Annotated in this window: 9 protein-coding genes; 4 read left to right on the top strand and 5 right to left on the bottom strand. The window is 49.6% G+C overall.

The window, feature by feature from the left end:
• Positions 1–48 precede the first annotated feature (48 nt).
• On the top strand, positions 49–606 hold the full coding sequence (locus FHS16_RS32410; RefSeq protein WP_221226277.1) for an eCIS core domain-containing protein: 558 nt from the start codon (positions 49–51) through the stop codon (positions 604–606).
• Positions 607–802: 196 nt separating this feature from the next.
• Here FHS16_RS32410 and FHS16_RS07100 read toward each other — a convergent pair whose 3' ends face one another.
• The 5 genes from FHS16_RS07100 to FHS16_RS07080 all read right to left on the bottom strand — a co-directional run bounded on the left by FHS16_RS07100 (position 803) and on the right by FHS16_RS07080 (position 8,947).
• Positions 803–2,356, bottom strand: a complete 1,554-nt coding sequence (locus tag FHS16_RS07100; protein ID WP_183560320.1) for an ABC transporter substrate-binding protein — start codon at positions 2,354–2,356, stop codon at positions 803–805.
• Between the two features lie 53 nt (positions 2,357–2,409).
• Positions 2,410–3,300 carry a carbohydrate ABC transporter permease gene (locus FHS16_RS07095; RefSeq protein ID WP_183560318.1) on the bottom strand — a complete coding sequence of 297 codons (891 nt, stop codon included), beginning with the start codon at positions 3,298–3,300 and terminating at the stop codon, positions 2,410–2,412.
• A gap of 17 nt (positions 3,301–3,317) precedes the next feature.
• Entirely contained in the window at positions 3,318–4,295 is a 978-nt protein-coding gene (locus FHS16_RS07090; RefSeq protein WP_312890791.1) for an ABC transporter permease, read from the bottom strand.
• A 211-nt stretch (positions 4,296–4,506) separates the two neighbouring features.
• Complete coding sequence (locus tag FHS16_RS07085; protein WP_183560316.1) at positions 4,507–6,843, bottom strand: helix-turn-helix domain-containing protein; 2,337 nt, start codon at positions 6,841–6,843, stop codon at positions 4,507–4,509.
• A gap of 31 nt (positions 6,844–6,874) precedes the next feature.
• On the bottom strand, positions 6,875–8,947 hold the full coding sequence (locus FHS16_RS07080) for a right-handed parallel beta-helix repeat-containing protein (RefSeq protein WP_183560314.1): 2,073 nt from the start codon (positions 8,945–8,947) through the stop codon (positions 6,875–6,877).
• A 204-nt stretch (positions 8,948–9,151) separates the two neighbouring features.
• Here FHS16_RS07080 and galA point away from each other — a divergent pair, with 204 nt between their 5' ends.
• From galA to FHS16_RS07065, 3 genes are all read left to right on the top strand, one after another.
• Positions 9,152–11,521 (top strand): beta-galactosidase GalA, encoded by a 2,370-nt coding sequence (gene galA, locus FHS16_RS07075; RefSeq protein WP_183560312.1) that lies wholly within the window; start codon positions 9,152–9,154, stop codon positions 11,519–11,521.
• A gap of 47 nt (positions 11,522–11,568) precedes the next feature.
• Positions 11,569–13,830 (top strand): glycoside hydrolase family protein, encoded by a 2,262-nt coding sequence (locus FHS16_RS07070; RefSeq protein ID WP_183560310.1) that lies wholly within the window; start codon positions 11,569–11,571, stop codon positions 13,828–13,830.
• A gap of 247 nt (positions 13,831–14,077) precedes the next feature.
• Positions 14,078–17,209 (top strand): S-layer homology domain-containing protein, encoded by a 3,132-nt coding sequence (locus FHS16_RS07065; protein ID WP_183560308.1) that lies wholly within the window; start codon positions 14,078–14,080, stop codon positions 17,207–17,209.
• Positions 17,210–17,248 lie beyond the last annotated feature (39 nt).

Genomic DNA, 17,248 nt, shown 5'->3' with positions numbered 1-17,248 from the left:
TGATACTATTAGGCTAGCAGATCAATTACGAGAGAGCAGGTGCTGGTCGTGGTATCACAAAGGATGGACAAAAACAAAGCTGGAGGCACGGGAGCCGAGAAGTCTTTATTTAACAGCACAGCAGGCTCCCAGTCAGCTGAAGTCGCGCCTGCGCAGCAGGTATCGGGGATGCAGCCAAGTGCGCTTCTGCAATTGCAGAGTAAGATTGGCAATCGCGGCGTTACGCAATTGATGAAAGCGCAAACGGGCAATCAATCACAGCAAACGATTCAGAAAAAGGATAATCACACCGGCATGCCTGATGGTTTGAAGAGCGGTGTTGAGAATCTTTCGGGGCTTGCCATGGATGATGTGAAGGTGCATTATAATTCCGCAAAGCCTTCGGGCGTAAACGCACTCGCGTATGCCCAAGGGTCGGACATACATATCGGGCCGGGACAAGAGAAGCATTTGCCGCATGAGGCATGGCATGTTGCTCAGCAGAAGCAGGGCAGGGTAAAACCGACTGTACAGTTGAAGGATGCCGTCATTAACGATGACGCTGGATTGGAGCATGAGGCGGACGTTATGGGAGCAAAGGCAGCCAAGACGGCCAGCAGCAAGTAATGGTTTGTTAGACGTTGTGTGAGCAGTCGGAGCTGGCTGCTATTGTTGGATTCGTAAATTTGGAATCAATCGGTTTTTCATAGCGTGGGGAGAAGACGGAAGCTGCGAATTTTTAGGTAAAAAAAGTGGCCGTACAGGTGTTAGCCTGCACGACCGCTTTTTTGGTTTATAGATAGTATGAAGTATGCTTGCTGTCTTATTTTACAAGGCCTTTTTCTTGCTTGAATTTCTCCCACTGTGCTTCTGTTTCTGTCTGGATTTTCTCTTGTCCGGAAGCAATCATCTTTTCCTTATACTTCGGAAGCTCTTTGGCTGGATCAACCGAACCAGATTCAAGCGCAACTTGGTATTCGTTGTTAACGGCTGTGATGTTCGCGATCTCTGCTTTAATTGTTTCTTCGTTTACGCCGAAGCCGCTCGTTGCTGGGACAATCGCGCTTTCATTAAGTGCGATGGTTCTCTCCCATGTGTCCGCAGCCTGGCCTGGTTTCAAGAATGCGTTGAATTGGTTGCCGAATACCCAGTCGCCGTTTGGCGCATAACCGGAATCCTTGATCGGCTCGATATTTTTATCGTCAACCTTGTTGTAGTGCTTGCCTTCGATGCCGTTACAAATGAGATTGTAGAGATAGCTGTCCGTATTCAGCAGGTTGATCAGCATAAGCGTGCGTTCTGCGTTTTTGGAGCCTTTGTTGATGACGTGCATAGCGCCGGCAATACCTGTGAAGTAGCTGTCAGAGATTGGTACGTAAACGACCTCGTTGCCGCCGTTCACGGCCATTTCTCCAATTTCCCCGCCTGGCTTGGAGGTGAATTCTAGTGTAACAGCTACATTTCCTTTGCTTTTCAAATCATTAATGTTTTGAATGATGGGAGCATCCTCGTTAATATAGCCGGCTTGGTACCAGCGGCGCATATCATCATAATAAGCTTTTTTCTCGTCAAGGATTTGCAGGTTGCTAATATACTTGAGTGATGCATCGTCTTTAGCGTAGCTTAGCGGAAGCCCCTCGCCAACCTTTGTGCGGTCTGTGAACAAGCCCCAAGAGTTTTGGGCAAGACCGAGCGGAATAATGTCAGGCTCGCTTTCTTTAAGCGTTTTCAGGAATGGCTCGATATCCTTGTAAGTTTGAATCGTGCTTACGTCAAGATTGTATTTCTCGATAAAGCGTTTTTGGATCGCCAAGCTTTTGGATTTGGCAGCAACCTGATAGATGGGGAAGCCGTATACTTTCCCGTCAACCGCAAGCATATCGGGCCAAAATTTATCAGGAATGTTAGCGCGGGCTTCCGGCGCGAACTCGTTGATCATTTCGTCTGTAATTTCTAGGTAAGCGCCTCGGTCGATATACGGCTGGTAATTGCCAAGCCATCCTTTGGAGCTCCATGCCAAGTCGAAGTCCTCGCCTGCAGCAAGCATTGCGTTCAGCTTAGGCTCATATTCGTCGAAGGTAAGAGGCTTAAGATCAACCGTTGCGTTAATTTTTTCTTTCAAATATTTGTTGATTTCATCGTTGACAAGCTTTTGGTCCGGACCTGGATTGGCAGAAACCGGGTAGATAAAGGTTAGCTTGGCTTCGGGCAGCGCAGGCTCTTCTGAAGCTGCTGCTTCAGGAGATTTTTCGGCGGCGTTGCTCGGCTCGTTTGTATTTGCCGGCGTATTGCCATTGTTGGAGCATGCCGCGATCATTGCGAGGCAAAGCATAAGCGCGAAGCATTTAATCAGTAACGCTGTTTTTGTTTTTTTCACGTTTGAACCCTCCGTTTATATAATGTTTTTTTATATGGCACAATAGTCGCTCCTTATCCTTTCAAGGAACCTACTGTAATACCCTTCACGAAATACTTCTGAAAGAAAGGAAATATGATAAGCATAGGACCGCCTGCGAGAATAGCCATGGCCATTCGGACAGATAAGGTCGGGAAATTCGCGTAAGCCAGCTTATCAGCGACCTGGGCAAGCGGTGAATTAGCCAAAAACTCGATCTGTGACAAAATGCGTACGAGCAGCAGCTGTAAAGGGATGTATTTGTCATTGTCAATAAATAACAGTGCATAGAACCATTCATTCCAATAGCCAAAAGAGATGAATAAGCCTAGCGTAGCTAATGCGGGTGTAGCGAGCGGCAAAATGATTTGGAAGAAAATCCGGAATTCCTTGGCTCCGTCAACCTTTGCCGATTCGATGATTTCTTTACCGATTTTGTCCAAGAAACCCTTCATAATCATAATATTGAAGGGACTCAGCAGCGTCGGAAGAATGAGAGCGAGCAGCGAGTTTTTCAAATGCAAGTATTGCGTCATCATGATGTAGAACGGGATGAGACCGCCATTGAAGAGCATGGTGAAAAAAATATAAAACGTAATCGGCCTGTTGTAGCGAAAGTCCATGCGTGAGATGGGATATGCGGTCATGGCTGTCAGAAGCAGCGAGAGCACGGTGCCGACAACCGTAATCAGTATTGTAACGAGATATCCTTTAATTAAGGGATCAGGCTTTTGGAAAACGATGCGATAAGCCTCAAAGCTCCATTCCTTAGGCAAGAATTGATAGCCATTCTGGACAAGGCTGTTCTCCGAGGTTATTGATATGATGACCACGAGTACGAATGGAAGGGCAATCATCAGGCAAAGCACGGTTAGAAAAACATTGATGACCCCGTTCATCAGGTTGAATTTTTTGGTAGTTGGCATAAATGATTCCTCCATTTTTAAAAGAGCGCATTATCCTTGTCTGTTTTGCGCACCAGATAATTGGCGGATACAACTGTGATCAAACCAACTACTGATTGCAGGAAGCCGACCGCCGCCGCGGAATTAATGTCGCCTAGCTTAGTAAGGGCGCGGTATACATAGGTGTCGATAATATCGGTTGTTGGGAAGTTCGGCCCAACGTTGTTCGGCACGAAATAATGCAAGCCGAAGTCGCCGCGGAATATGTTGCCTAGTCCCAGTATGAACAATATAATGACGAGCGGTTTAAGAAGCGGCAGCGTGATCCGCCACATCATCTGAATGCGGGAAGCGCCGTCAAGCCTAGCAGCCTCGTAATAATCGGTGCTGATGCCTGTAATGCCGGCATAATAGACGAGCGTAGAGAAGCCAATGCCTTTCCACAAAGAGACGAGCGGCAGAATGAAGATCCAAGGCGCCGTTTCCAAATACCATTTGTGGGGATCTAAGCCAAACCAGCCAATAATCGTATTGAGGTAGCCGCCTTTATGATCGAGAAAGGCGTTCGTAATATAGCCGACGAGCACAAAGGAAATAAAGTAAGGCAAAAACATCGTGGTCTGATAAATTTTGATGAGCTTGCCGCTCAGCTCGTTAAGGAGCAAAGCGAGCAGCAATGCGGCTACGGTTCCAAGGATGATGTACGACATATTGTAGAGAAGGGTGTTGCGGATAATACGGACGGCGTCCTGTGCTTTGAATAAAAACTCAAAGTTGTCGAAGCCGACCCATTTGCTGCCGAAGATGCCTTGATCATACCTGAAATACTTGAAGGCTAGAATGAGCCCGATCATAGGGATGTAGGCGATTACAAACTTAAATAATATGCCTGGCATGGCGAGCAGCAGCAGCTCCCGATTTTTTTTCAAATGCTTCCATTCCGTGCGAAGCCAGCCGGGTTTGCTCTGTGCGCTTGCTGCTTGTAGACCCGAAACTCCCGGTTCTGTTTTGGCCACTTGTGATCTCCTCCATCTGATGCGTTCCTGTTATGATGCCAATCATGCCATGAAGCTAAGGCTGTGGGTAGAATAGGTTTTGCGAATAACTGTATTCCAAAGGTGTAAAATATTCGAATTTGTGAATATTCGTAGATATGGCGCCAAAAGCAAAGACCCTTCGCTCACTGCAGGCAGTGTGCAAAGGGTCTATTCGGCTATAAATAGCAGCTTATGAGATCGATTTCTTCATCCGGTATTCCTTCGGCGTGCTGCCAACCTTGCCTTTGAAAAGGCGGAAGAAATAGCTTTGGTTGGCATATCCGCATTTGTCCATAATTTCGGTTATCGTATAGTTGTTCTGCTCAAGCAGCACTTGAGCATGAGTGAGGCGAACCTCATTGATATACTCCGTAATGGACAGCTTATAGTTCTCTTTGAACAGCTTGCCGATATAGGCGGAGGACAGCTTGACGCTCATCGCGATGGATTGCTGGCTTAGGTTGATGTCGGAAAACTTCTGCTCGATAAGCTCTTTCACCGTTTCAAGCATCATTTCGTTCCGTTCCATGTTGGCTGGGCGCTGGCCTTCGCAAATTTTGGCGCATAGCGACAGGAGGGAGAGATACATTTCCTCAAGCGTTTCCTTCTCCTGCGTAATTTGATGAATATAATCCAGATCGACAGAGAAGTTCACGACACGGTTCTCGTTTATTTCACTGGCTGCGTTTTTGATGACCCAGGCAAGATTGGATACCGCGCGAATCATATCGTCATATTGGAAGCCTGCGATTAGCGAAAAAGCTTTCTCCAGCTCATTGCCGGCGTTCGTCAGCTGTCCTTTCTTAAGCGCTTCTGCCAGCTTCTTCTCCGTTGCGTCTGGAAGCGAGACTTGCTTGCTTGACAGATTGCCTTTAATATCCTCCGAAGAAATAATAGCTTTATGCCCCTTTACGATCATATATTGGCTGAAACGGAGTGCCTGTGTATAAGCGGTCGACAGAAACGAATAATTGGAAATGACATCGCTAATGCCGCAGGACAATGAAATGCTGTAAAAGCGCTCGATCGTCTCTTGAATCTCTTGAAGCTTTGGTACGGCTTGCTCGAATCGACTGCCTGAGTCAGTCGCGTTTGGCGATAAAATAAGGACGACATGGTCACCTCTTATCTCGACGGCTTCGCAGGGATAGTGGCTGCCCATGATCTCTTGCGCGATGTTGATAATGGCAAAATTGTAGAGCTTGTTGGACGCTCCTGCCATATTGCTGCCGAAGGCTGAGAACTGGTCGATCTTGAGTACGCAGACGAGCAAATGATCCTTGACCGATATGTTGAGATGATGCTTCTCGATCAGATGCTGCATGTCATGGTCGGAGAACAGCTGGCTGTCGGACAAAAACCTTCGAATATAATATTTGCTTACAATTTGCTCGGAGCTGATTTCGCTCAACTGCTCAGACAGCTTCATATAATTGTCGCTCATAAGCAGAAGCTCATCTCCTGCGCCATTGCCGTCTTGCTTGCCATCAGGAAGATGGGGCCGGATTCGTTTCAGCATATTTTCAATCGGATTGTAAAGCTTATAGGACAATCCCACCGACAATCCGATCGCAAGCAGCAGGAAAAGGCCAGAGATCAGCAAGGATTGATTGCGTGTATGGTTTACTGCTCCCATAAGCTTGTCATAGGACTGGATATAAAGAATCGTCCAGGCGCCAAGGCCGTCATCCATGAAGGTAACCATTTCCTTCTCGCCGGAAAGCTGGCCTATAAAAAATCCGGAAGAGCGGGTTTCTTCTGCTTTATGAGCTTCTACAAGCTTTTTAACCTGCGTTTGAGCCTGATCGGATACAAAAGTAGCTTGAGGATCAGACGATAGCAGTGTTCCATCCTGTGTTTGAATGTAGATTTCGCCTTGATCCCGATCACTGGCTACATTCATTTTTTTCAAGCTTTCGAATACCCAGTCGGACTTAATGAACAAAATAATGGCAGATTGCGTGCTTGTGAACGGTTTCAAGGAATCCGTTACGATAAAAGCAAAGGTATCGATGCGTCCTTCTTGTTGTCCGAGGCTCATCGGAATGAGTCGATTTGTTGGCTGCGGATTCTTGGCATCTAGAAGCAGGCTCCTGATTCGCTGGTCCGTTTCGCCGCCGTCGAGCAGCAGGCTGCTGCTCGTTCCATACAGCTTCGACTGTGATTTGTTGTAGATGACCATTGAATGAAGAAAGGAAGAGCTCTCCATAATATTCGACATTTGACGATGGCCGCGGATCAGATCCATTTTGGGCAAATCATCATTAAACATAAGCGGGATTAGAAAATGGTCACGGTATACGAAATTGGAAAGCCTCGTAATGATATCGTTCATATAGGAAAGATTGTATTGAATTTGCGAGAGCACCTTCAGGTTGGATTCCTCTTGAATGCTTTTGACCGATTTCTCTAGAATATACGTATTGGATATCGATGACGCAACGAGTACGACCACCATGGATGCCATAATGGAGAACATGACCCGCTGCAAATATTTTTTGGATTTATAGAATCCGAATACCTTCATCTGATCCAAGCCCCCTGTGTCAACGATCTGTTTATTGCGGACCGATCTTATCGAATTCGATATCGCTCCAGCCAAGAAGATAGGCGGGTGACTTCGGCTGCAGACGGTAATCAGCCTTCTCGGCAAGCAGGAACGAAGGGTCCTCATGCAATGTTTCTTCGTCGTATTTGCCGTTTGCGAGTGACCGCCACTGCGCCCAGCCGTATTCCTCTCTGCCAAGAACGTCATCCCCGCTAGCGGTAAGCGGCAGGCAGCCAGCTATTTTGCAAGGCGCGCCGTTATTCCAATAAAGGTTGCGGTCGGCAGATGCGAATCTCGCATCGCTATAGTTAACAAAATAATATAGATAGCCTGAATTGTAAATGATATTGCGCGCAATTTCGATATCCTTGTTTTCTTCGTCAGCCATTTCCTGTGACCCGATTGCGGAGATAGCAGCCGGATTCTGGGCAAGGAGATTGTTAAAGATTCGATTCCCAATGCCCTTCGAGAAAATAAGCATCCAAAGCTTGCCTTCGCCTGTGCTGTATAAGCGGGTTATGACATTGTTAGTCACCGTGAAATCATCGGCTGCATCATCCAAATAAATGCCAAACCCAAAGGAGAAATGGATGCCGCTGTCATGCAGGTAATTGCTGTGAATGACGTTGCCTCTCCCAACTCCCCAAGCCTCAATCAACCCGCCGTCCTGACTGTCTGTCATAACCTCCGAAATATCGTTGTAAGCAATGAAATTGTTTTTGCTGTGCAGGAAATCCCAATGGTTCTCCCAAGTAACCGGAATGCTGTAAAGCTCGGAGGGCATCGCCTTGTGCCGAAGCCCCTTCATGGAGATGCCGTACCTAGGCATATTGGCAATGATATTGTGTTTTATTTGGTTATGTCCGCTCTGATAAAGGAGAATTCCGCAGCCATGTCCGACGAGCTGGCCGCCATTCTCGATTCGGTTATTCGTAATCGTATGGTAACCGTTCGTGAAGGAAGCGTCTGCGCTGTTGAATGGTCCTGCGCCAGGAGCAAATCCATTCAAGCTGATACCCATATAGCCGAAATGGCTAATGACGTTTCTGTCGATCGTTATGTTTTTGGCATAGCGGTCCAGATAGATGCCGCAGGTTCCGGATTGCTCAAGCCTGCAGTCTGCGATTTGAATGTGCTCGGCATGATTGCAATAAATCAAGCCCTCGCGATGCGCCTCCTGCTCCACATTGTCGTTCATCATGCGGTATTCGCGGAAGAAATCGGTGCAGGTGAGGCGAAGTCCTGCAAATTGCAGATTACGGACCGGCTCATTGGCACTTTTGCCATTGATTTCGAGCAAGCGCGTGATTCTTGGCGCGATTATGATCTGCTCGTTTGGATCTGTGACACCATCTTGAACAAAGTAGTACAGTGTGTTCGCAGCTGAATCCAAGTGGAATTGCCCTGGCGCCTGAAGGAAGTCCAGCGAGCCTTGAATATAATACCGGGAACCAGCACCAATTGGCCAAATGGAGGGACTCTCGAACAGTAATAGCTGCTCATCGGTATGAACCGAAGCGACTGGCTTCGTCTCGGAGAACCAATTCCATTCGCCTTCCCCCGGCCAAACAAATACTTGGGCACTCGTCAGATCATAGTGAGCGGGCAGGTCCTCCGTACGATAGCGGATGCCGCTTTTGTTCGCCTGTTCATGATCTTGCTCAATCAGGCTTGTCGTTTCAAAATAACCGACTGCGGGCAGTCTTGCCTGCTGAATTCGTTTGCCGTCGGCGTAAAGCGTGTGGAAGTCGAGGCCCGCATCCAGCTTTGCTGACCAAACCCTTCCTTTAAATGGGGTCCATCCGGTTATGCGTTTGCCGCCTGCTATAATGGCTTCTTCTCCTGGAAAGGACGCGTAGCGGATAAGACAGCTGTCACTCCCAGAATCTCTATCGTCAAACTGGAGTGGAGATTCTAGCTCGTATAGCCCGCCTCTAATCCATACTGCTACGTCTTGGTTCATTCCATTTTGGATAAGCCGGCGAACCTCTTCCTGTGCTTTTTTTATCGTAAGGAACGGTTCCTCTCTTGTTCCCTGCGCATTGTCGTCCCCGTTTGCCGCTACATAATAAACAGTGCTCATCCTTAAAAAACCCCCTATTTAGAAACTGTACATTATAGTTATAAAACCGATGCAGCACTGGGTGCAAGTGCTTTCAAATAAAGTACACTTAATCGTTTTTTTCACAGTAGACTGGTATCCGCTCCCGTGTTAACTTAACCTTCGATCGATAGAAATGAAGGATTTTGCTTATGTCCAAGTAGCATGCGAATGGAGGAAAAGGAAATGACAGATGGAGCAAGAAGCAGACAATATTTCGATGAAAATTGGTTTTTTCACAAGGGTGACTTGTTCATTCCATATGCGGTTAAAGGAGGGATGACGGGCGGCTTGACCGATTGCGGGAACCGAGAGGAAGGCGAATGGCTCGACATCGCCTATGTTGATAAAGAAGCGCAGCAGATGCAGGAAGGATGGGAGCCTGTTCAATTGCCGCATGATTGGTGCCCGGAAGGGCAGTTCATCAATGATCCCAACATGGGCTCGAGAGCAGGAAGCCATGGTTTTCTGTATGCAGGAATTGGCTTTTACCGCAAAAAATTCACGATTCCAGCTGGGCAGCTGGGGAAAAAAATAGAAATCGGCTTCGATGGCGTTACGGGCAGAAGCACCGTTTGGGTGAACGGGCATCTGATCGGCGAGCGTTTTGGCGGTTATACGAGCTTTACGTACGATATAACCGATGTGCTCCGTTACGGCGAGGAAGGGGACAATATCGTGCTCGTGAAGGTGGATGCCACCGACCATGAAGGTTGGTGGTATGAAGGCAGCGGCATCTACCGGCATGTGTGGCTGCAAGCGACTGATTTGCTCCATATCGCACCGTATGGAACCTATGTGACAACAACGATTGGTCAAGAGGGCACAGCCGTCGTTTCCCTAGAAACAAAGGTGATGAATGAGGGGGAAGGCAAGCGCGTATTCACATGCCATACCCTTATTAGCGAGCGCGCAGGCGGGCGGAAGGTTGCAGAGCAATCTAGCCATGCCGCTCTTATTGGACTAGAGGAAATAACGATAGGGCTTACACTCAAAATGGATGCGCCTGAGCTGTGGTCGCCAGAGCATCCCTTCCTATATATAGCGACGACCGAGCTGTACGAAGAAGATAAGCTGGTCGATCGGGTCGAGACGCGTTTCGGGGTAAGAACGATTGTATTTGATAAAGAGCAGGGCTTTTTATTAAACGGAAATCATTATCCGATCAAAGGAACGAGCAATCATCAGGACTTTGCAGGGGTTGGCGTTGCCATGCCTAAGGCATTGATTGCTTATAAGCTAACTCTCTTGAAGGAGATGGGCTGCAACGCTTACCGAAGCGCCCACCATCCGCCATCACCCGAGCTGCTTGATTTGTGCGATGAGCTGGGCATGCTCGTCATGGATGAGAATCGGAAGCTGGACAGCTCTGCAAGAGGCATGGATGAATTAAAAGCGATGATTCTGCGCGATCGCAATCACCCTTCCGTCATTCTATGGAGCTTGGAGAATGAAGAGGTGCTTGAAGGTACGGTTATGGGAGCCCGCATACTGCGGTCGTTGTCTCAGCTTGCACATAAGCTGGATCCTACGAGACCGACGATGGCGGCGATGAACCATGGCTGGAGCAGCGGCGGTTATGCGGAAGCGATCGACATTGTCGGGTATAACTACGGCCATCGCGGAGCGGACGTGGACGGGCGGAGAAAAAATCCGGATCGGCTTATACTTGGCAGTGAATCCGCAAGCTATACAACGACTAGGGGCATATACGAGGATGACCCGGTTAAGGGCTATTGCACGGAATATGGAACGAATATTCCTTCCTGGGGCTGCAGTCCAGAGAAATCATGGACCGATGTGCTTCGCCATCCGTACCTTACCGGTATTTTTGTCTGGACGGGCTTTGATTACAGAGGCGAGCCTACGCCATACGAATGGCCATGCATAAGCTCGCATTACGGCATGATGGATACATGCGGGTTTCCCAAGGATGTCTATTATTTGATGAAAGCGTTATGGGTCGATGAGCCAATCGTCCATTTGCTGCCGCATTGGAACTGGCCAGAGCGCGAAGGGGAGCAGGTTAAGGTGGCGGCTTACACCAATTGCGATTCCGTAGAGCTGTTTTTGAACGGCAGATCGCTTGGCGAACGGATGGTGAAGCCGCATTACAGCATGGAGTGGGCGGTAGCGTACGAGCCTGGGGAGCTTACGGCAGTTGGTAAAATAGGCGGGGCAGCAGCGGCAGAGAGCAAGCGGAGAACGGCAGGTAAACCGCATGCCATTCGTTTAGAAGCGAATCGTATTGCACTTAGCGGGGACGGTGCGGATGTAGCGGCCGTGAGGGTAACAATTCTGGATATGAGCGGCAACGTGGTTCCCTATGCGGATTCATTGGTGCATTTCCAGGTAGAAGGTGCGGGTAAGCTGCTCGGTGTCGGCAATGGCAACCCAAGCAGCCATGAATCAGATAAAGCAAGCAGCAGAAGGGCGTTTAATGGCCATGCGCTGGCTCTTGTGCAGGCAGGTCTTGGCCATGGAAGCATAACGCTTAAAGCAACGGCTGCAGGCTTGCATTCATCGGAAGTAGTCATTGGGGTCAGCGCCGTATAACGGAAAACGAATGAATATTGATGCAGCAAGAGAAAGGAGAATGGAAAATGGCGGTTGAAGCGATAGAAAAGTTGTTATCAAACGTAAAGGTTGAGGCGTTCATAAGAAGATACGAGAATGCTGCACAACTGGAGCAGTGCGAGATGACCTTGGAGGGAGCAAACGGGAGAACAGTAACGGCTGTAGGCGCGGAATGGAATGTAAGGCTGGATACAAAAGGCGATCCTGATCGGTTGGAGGGACTAGAGTTGACTGCAGTATTCCGATCAGCCGGTTATTCGGAGCAGACGGCTGCCTCGCTGTCGTTTTGCTTCAGCGACTGGTCGGAGCATAACTATGTGCTTGTTCCTGGAGCTGTATACAACGGCAACCGTTTCAACGTGCGCGAGCTGCCCTATGCGCCATGCTGGACCAAGCTTGCGGAGCGCGGTCCTGACATACCGACGACTATTACGGATGTTCCAAGGTTATCGGTTGACCGAGACCATGCATCTGCTTTTCATTTGCTGACCGGTGATGCTTCGACACCTGCAATCGGCGCATTCGACGAGAAGTCCGGCAATGGCTGGTTGTTTATAACCGAGCAAGCGACGAGCCTTGGCGACACCTCCATGCATATGGAGGAGAGCGATGACAGGCGTTCTGCCCAAATTTCGTTTCAAGCGCCGGGAGTCCGGCCTGATAGGAAGTACGAAATGACGACAACAAGCGTGCCAAGCACGGACAGGGGGCATGATTTCAAGCCAGGCGAAACCGTCGTATTGAAAACCAAGGTTTATCGGTTTCCATGCGATTCTGTAAACGGCTTGTTCGAGCAATTTGCAAAGGTTAGGCAGCAGGGCATGCCGAGCTCCCCGCTGGCGCCAAGTTTGCCGCTCTCCGCTGCGTGGGAAGTTCAGGAGCAGAAATACAATGCACTGAACTGGAATGAGCAGCTAGGCTATTACGCAGTCGGGACCATCGATATGAAGCATCAGGATTGGCAGATAGGATGGGTCGGCGGCGGTATGTCGAGCTATGCGCTGCTTTTGGAGGGCAATGAGCTTTCCGCTCAGCGGGCGCTGGACACGCTGCGGTTCATGTTCAGCAGCCAGACGGAGTCGGGCTTCTTCCATGGCGTCTGCTATAAAGGGCAATGGTACGGGGACGAATTCAGCGATGCTCCGGACCGGGACCATCCCGAGCAGTGGCATATATTGCGGAAGAGCGCGGATGCTTTGTATTTCATCATGAAGCACTTCATTGCTCTGGGGCAGGTGATGCCTGCATTCGTTATACCTGAGAGCTGGCTTGAAGGATGTAGACGGCTAGCTGATGCTTTTGTAAAGCTATGGCGCAGCTATGGGCAATTCGGCCAGTGGGTTCATTCCGGAACGGGGGATATTTTGGTTGGCGGATCGGCAGGCGCTGGAATTGCGCCTGCGGGACTAGCGCTGTTCGGTGCTTATTTCAAGGAGGACGCGTATATAACAGCTGCCGAACAGGCTGCGGAATATTTCTACCGCCAATTTACGAAGCAAGGAGTCACGACCGGAGGCCCTGGTGAAATATTGCAATGTCCGGACAGCGAGTCCGCGTTTGCGCTGCTGGAGTCCTACATGGTGCTGTTCGAAGAGACCGGTGATCAGGTTTGGCTCTCGCGTGCGGAGGAGGCAGCGATGCAGTGCATGAGCTGGTGCGTCTCGTATGATTTCCGTTTTCCACAAGGCTCAACCTTCGATCGGCTCGGCATCCGCACAACGGGCTCCGTCATTGCCAACGTTCAGAACAAGCACAGTGCTCCAGGCATTTGCACATTATCAGGCGATTCGTTGTTTAAGCTGTACCGGGCTACCGGCAACGGGCTTTATATGGAGCTGCTTAGAGAAATTGCCGGCAACATGGCACAATATTTGTCGCGGGAGGATCGTCCGGTTAGGGGATGGGATGGCGATGACATGCCGGCTGGCTATATGAGCGAGCGGGTCAACATGAGCGATTGGGAAGGACAGGCGTACGTAGGCGAGGTAATTCCGTATTCATGCTGGTGCGAGGTGTCTCTCATGCTCTCTTTTGCCGAGCTTCCCGGCATCTATGTGAACAAGAAAAGCGGCTCTGTGACTGTCATTGATCAAGTGGATTGCAGTCTTGTGGCTGCAGGCAAGGATGGATTAAAGCTTACCATTCACAATAAAACGAAGTTCCCGGCGCACATGAAACTGCTGGTGGAATCAGAGGATGAGGCGAAGCAGCCGCTCGGCCCATGCGCTTCCGTTTCATGGAAACGGGTTTCTGTGCCTGCAGGAGAAACGTTTGCACTTATCGTGTAATATTTGCGGTTATTCGAAAAATGTACAGCTGGATTATACATCGTTTGGCGAATTGTACACTTTGATTTTCATTACGTATTGGTCATGCTAAGAGTAACAGCAGCATTCACTCGGCGAGTCGGCTTATAGCGGAAGCCTTTCCCTGAAAGGGGTATCCGGCTAAGCCGGCTTCAGCATGAGCAAGCATCCTGCCGAAGACTGCCAAGCCCAGTGAGCGCATGCTATCTGAAATGAGAAAGGAAGATGAATGATGCCAAGAAAGCCCAAAAGTAAACGTATGTCCAAAAGTAACAAGCGGTTCATCAGCTTGTTATGTGCGGCAACACTGCTGCTGCCTGCATTGCCAATCTCTACCGCTTATGCTTCTATGTCATTAAATGTAACCGCTTACGGAGCAAACGGGAGCGATGAGCTCGATGATTTGGCTGGCATTCAGGCAGCCATTGATGGCGCAGAGGCTGGCGATACCGTTGTTATTCCGCCAGGCACCTACTACATATCCGATACAATTGAAAGCAAATCGGATATTAAGCTGATCGGGGAAAACCGCGATACGACAATTATCAAATATACGGGTGATTCCGTTGGTTATTTGATTTCGTTGAATGGCCGGAGCCATGTGGAGGTAGCGCAATTGACGCTCGATGGCAATGGGAACGCCAATGCCGATGGCGGCATCATCGCCGACGATACGGTTTCAGAGGGCAGTGGGGGACATTATCTGCACCATAATCGCATTATGAATATGACACGAGCCGAAGGTTTTGGTCCATTCGGGATTCTCATCGCCCATAATGATCATGCGGTCATAACGGACAACGATTTCAATGATATTGGCGTGGACTCGATGTGGGGAGCGGGAATGCGGGTTGGCTACGATTCCAATTATCCGACTATTCTTCGAAATACGATTGCGGATACCGGACGCGGAGGCATCTTCCTGAATGATGGCGTGGAAGGCGCAGTTGTCAGAAACAACGTTGTATCCGGTTCAGGGCATACAGATCACGGCTTGTCGATTGAGCTTCATACCAATGTAAACCATTCTTTGGTCGAGGATAATGTGGTCGACCACTGGCTAAGCGTAGTAAGGTCTGAGTATAATGCGATTCGCCGCAATACGATACAAACCGCTGGCGATACCGTTAAAGGCATGGGGCTGGAAATCATGTCCAATCATTCGATTACGACGGATAATCTCGTCGATGGTGGCCAGCAGGTCGGCATGCAGCAATCGCCGGGCACCGGTTATCAATACTGGGGCTTCAACACGATTCAAAACCTGGTGATGTGGGGCATGCAGCTTCAAGGCGAGGGTACGGGGGAGATCGAGCAAAACCAATACTTCTATAAGAATACGTTCCAAAATACGCAAACCGGCCATCCATCGGTCGCTTATCCAGGTTACGACGGCTATGCCGTAAGGATACACGGGAACTCGCGGAACATTACGTTCGACAGCAATGTCATTCGCGATAACGGCGGGAAAGCGATAGATATTACAGGCGCGGCAGGCGTCGACCGCATTAGCTTCATTAATAATACGATTACAGGCAACGCCGGCCCAACGATTGAAACCTATCCAGAAGCGGCAGTGGACTTGGAGTGGAGCGGCAATACGGTTAGCGGCAACGGGACAGATACACAGCTGGAGTCCCGTGGATTCGCAGATCCGAAGCCGACTGCGGACTTCGAAGCTCCGTTTACAGCCGAGACGGGAGAATTGGTCTCATTCACCAATGAATCAATGCCAAACGGCGGCACGATTGTCGAGAATCTTTGGGACTTTGGCGATGGTCTGCCAACAACGGACATCAACCCAACCCATACGTATTACGAGCCTGGCACTTACCGTGTAACGCTTGTCGTATGGAGCGACCTAGGCCGTGCGAGCTTGAAGGAGCAAGTGATTACGATTAGCGCTCCGCTCGATAAGGAAGCGCCGAGCGCACCAACCGGACTATCGGTTTCGTCGAAGTCTGACACAAGCATCAGCATCGCTTGGACGGCATCAACCGATAATGTCGGCGTGACCGGCTATGATATTTTGGCAGACGGGCAGCTTGTAGGCTCTACGGCTGATGCTGTAGCTTTCACGGCTTCGGGTCTGTCAGCTAACACGGCTTACAGCTTCACAGTTATTGCCAAAGACGCCGCCGGGAATCGGTCTGCGCCAAGCGCACCGCTGAGTGTCACAACGAACGGCTCTTCGTCGCCGGTTGAGACTACGCCGAAGATTCCTCCGATCAACCCTCATCCAGCCTCATATGCCGTTAAAAATGATGAGCTTGCTTCGTCAAACGGCAATGGCACGGTTACGGTTAAGGTGGAGAAAGGCATTCAAGATATTATCCTGCCCGTTGATGCAAGCACGCGGTTAGGCAGCAATGAGCTCGAGCTTAAATGGGAGCAGATTGCATTCACCGTACCAGCGGAGGTGCTGAAGCAGCTAGCTGAATCCGTTGCAGCGGCGGACCGGGCTGACAGCAAGATCGTGCTCTCGGTCAAAGAACTGTCGAAGGCCGAAGCCGATGCATTATTGGCGAAAGCAAACAGCTCTGCCCATTTGTCGGTCAAGGCTGACGGCTCCATATTTGATCTCACATTTGCACTGCGTAAGCGTGACGGCCAATTGTCGGAGTTATCTACGTTCACGAGTCCGATTGGCATTCGTTTGAAGACAGCTCAGCAACAAATCGGCAGTAAGCCAGGCATCTATAGAATTGCTGATGACGGCAGCTTGTCCTATGTAGGCGGAGAGTCAATAAATGGCGAGCTGGCAGGGAAAACGAACCATTTCAGCAAATATGCAGTACTGACGGTATCCAAAAATTTCACTGACGTACCGGATTCCCATTGGGCCTACGATGCGATTCATGAGCTTGCATCCAAAATGATGATTCAAGGCACGAGCGATGCTTCCTTCGAGCCAGGCCGCGAAATAACGCGAGCAGAGTTTACAGTCATGCTTGTTCATGCCTTGCAAGCACAGCTAGCGGAGGATGACGACGTGCAGCCGCCTTCTTTTACCGATGAGCAGAAAATAGGCGCTTGGGCGCTTAAAGCTGTTTCGCAAGCGACGCAAGCAGGCTGGATTAACGGCTTTGAGGATGGCAGCTTCCGTCCGCAGTCTGCCATAACACGGGCAGAAATGGCCGTTATTGCGGCTAAAGCACTTGCGCTGCAGCCCGCAGCAGAGCAAGCGGCGCCATTTGCCGACAACGATGCTATTCCGCAATGGGCGAAAGAGGCGGCGCATAATTTGGCGAGTGAAGGGCTGATCAAAGGGCGTTTAAACGGTGAATTTGCGCCTTCAGCAGCTTTGACACGCGCCGAAGCAGCAGCCATTATCGCTAACCTACTGAATCATTCCGAATAGCATTGTAACGGCGACAAATCCCGTCCTTCATCTGAGGGA

The organism is Paenibacillus endophyticus (assembly GCF_014192395.1).
GTDB classification, from domain to species: Bacteria; Bacillota; Bacilli; order Paenibacillales; family Paenibacillaceae; genus Pristimantibacillus; species Pristimantibacillus endophyticus.
The sequence above is the reverse complement of the archived record's forward strand: the minus strand, read 5'-3'. Positions and strand labels throughout refer to the sequence as shown.